Annotated in this window: 3 protein-coding genes; all 3 read right to left on the reverse strand. The window is 60.2% G+C overall.

Going from position 1 to position 2,150, the window contains the following annotated elements; genetic code table 11:
• Nucleotides 1–302, reverse strand: a 302-nt coding sequence (locus tag TX24_RS30075) for an alpha/beta hydrolase (RefSeq protein WP_338059768.1), incomplete at its 3' end; no start/stop codon positions are given.
• Nucleotides 299–1,693 (reverse strand): aspartate aminotransferase family protein, encoded by a 1,395-nt coding sequence (locus TX24_RS30080; RefSeq protein ID WP_032893337.1) that lies wholly within the window; start codon nucleotides 1,691–1,693, stop codon nucleotides 299–301. The genes TX24_RS30080 and TX24_RS30075, both read right to left, overlap by 4 nt.
• On the reverse strand, nucleotides 1,686–2,150 hold a 465-nt coding region (locus TX24_RS30085), incomplete at its 5' end, for a hypothetical protein (protein ID WP_057712114.1). The genes TX24_RS30085 and TX24_RS30080, both read right to left, overlap by 8 nt.

Consider the following 2,150-nt stretch of genomic DNA (forward strand, 5'->3'; position numbering starts at 1 on the left):
CCCATGGACAAACCGCCGACAAACACCTGCCCATGGCGTTGCTTGACCTGTACGAAGGTCTTGCGCACGCCTTCGTACCAGTCCTGCCAGCCAGTGGCCTGCAAGTCGCTGTTGTCGCCGCAGTGCCCGGCCAGCGTGGGCACATACACCGTGCAGTTACCCGCCTTGGCCAGGCCCTTGGCGACCTGGCGCAACTCGGTCGGTGTGCCGGTCAGGCCGTGGATCAACAGGATCCCGACCGGACCATTACCGAGAACGAAACCGGCAGTGCCTTCACCGAGGTCGATCCCTTGAGCATTCACCGCGTGGTCGCTCGCACCAGCAGTTGCTCCAGCAACTTCAGGCCCAGGTCGATTTCCGGGTAGCTGATTTCCAGGGACGGCGCCAGGGTGATCACGTTCTTGTAGTAACCGCCCACGTCGAGGATCAGCCCCAGTTTCTGGCCGTCTACCACCATATCGCCTTTCATGCCTTCTTCGACCATATAGTCCAGGGTCGCCTTGTCCGGGGTGAAGCCATCCGGGCCGCAGATCTCGCAGCGCAGTGCCAGGCCCAGGCCGTCCACATCGCCGATGATCGGGAAGCGTTTTTGCAAGTCTTGCAGGCCTTCCAGGAAGTATTTGCCCTTGGCCATGACCATGGCGCCGTAGTCGACTTCGCTGGTCATCTTGAACATTTCCAGGCCCACCGCGGTACCCAACGGGTTGGAGGCGAAGGTGGAGTGAGTCGAACCTGGCGGAAACACCTTCGGGTTGATCAACTCTTCACGGGCCCAGATACCGCCCAATGGGTTGAGGCCATTGGTCAGCGCCTTGCCGAACACGATCACGTCCGGTTGTACGTCGAAGTGCTCGATTGACCAGAGTTTGCCGGTGCGATAGAAGCCCATCTGGATTTCGTCGGACACCATCAGGATGCCGTGCTGGTCCAGGACGTGCTTGAGCTCGCGGTAGAAATTCATCGGCGGGATCACGTAGCCACCGGTGCCCTGGATCGGCTCGACATAGAAAGCTGCGTATTCGCACTGGTTGGTTTTAGGGTCCCAGACACCGTTGTATTCGGTCTCGAACAAGCGGGCGAACTGCTGCACGCAATGGCTGCCGTACTCTTCCTTGGTCATGCCCTTCGGGCCACGGAAGTGGTAAGGGAAGGGGATAAAATTGGCGCGTTCGCCAAAGTGGCCGTAGCGACGACGATAGCGGAAGCTGGAGGTGATCGACGAGGCGCCGAGGGTGCGCCCGTGGTAGCCGCCTTCGAAGGCGAACATCAGGCTTTTACCGTTGCTGGCGTTGCGCACCACCTTCAGGGAATCTTCGATGGACTGCGAACCGCCGACGTTGAAGTGCACACGGCCGTCGAGGCCGAACTTGTTCTTGGCATCGACCGCGATCATTTCCGACAGCTCGATCTTGCCTTTGTGCAGATACTGGCTGGCGATTTGCGGCAGGGTGTCGATCTGCTTTTTCAGCGCGTTGTTCAGGCGCGGGTTGGCATAGCCGAAGTTGACGGCCGAGTACCACATTTGCAGGTCGAGGTAGGCCTGGTCTTCGGTGTCCCACACATAAGAGCCTTCGCAGCGGCTGAAAATCCGCGGTGGCTCGATGTAGTGAACAGTGTCGCCGTAGGAGCAATACTTGGCTTCTTTATCCAGAAGCACCTGGTCTTCGGCGGTAGCGATACGGATATCAGACATGATGGAAGAGTTCCTGATGGTCAGAAGAGGTGTTGAAGGTGGTGGCGTTGGCAGCGAGGCCTTGTGGCAGCTTGGCCAGCAACGCCGGCACCTGCGCAAAGGTGTCGAAGCGCGCATGAGGAATCTGATGGGCGACGCAGTACTCGGCGAGGCTGCCTTTGGCGAACACGAAGTCTGCAGTGGAGGCCACGCACATGTCGGACTTGCCGTCGCCGATCACCAGCACGCGCTTGTTGCGCGGCGTGGATTTGCACTTGCAGTTGCCGGAAGCGGCGCGGCAGGCATCGCTGGCATACGGGAAGTCGATGCGCCAGCTGTCCTGGTCGACCTGGCGCAGGCGGTTGGCGAGGATCGGCAGCAGGGTCACGTAGTTGCGCGAAAGGATGCGGGCAATGCCCTGCTCGATGCCGTCGCTGACCACTTCGATGGAGGCACCCAGGCCCATGACGTGATCGAC

The sequence above is a fragment of the Pseudomonas lactis genome (assembly GCF_001439845.1).
In the GTDB taxonomy this organism is placed as follows: Bacteria; Pseudomonadota; Gammaproteobacteria; order Pseudomonadales; family Pseudomonadaceae; genus Aquipseudomonas; species Aquipseudomonas lactis.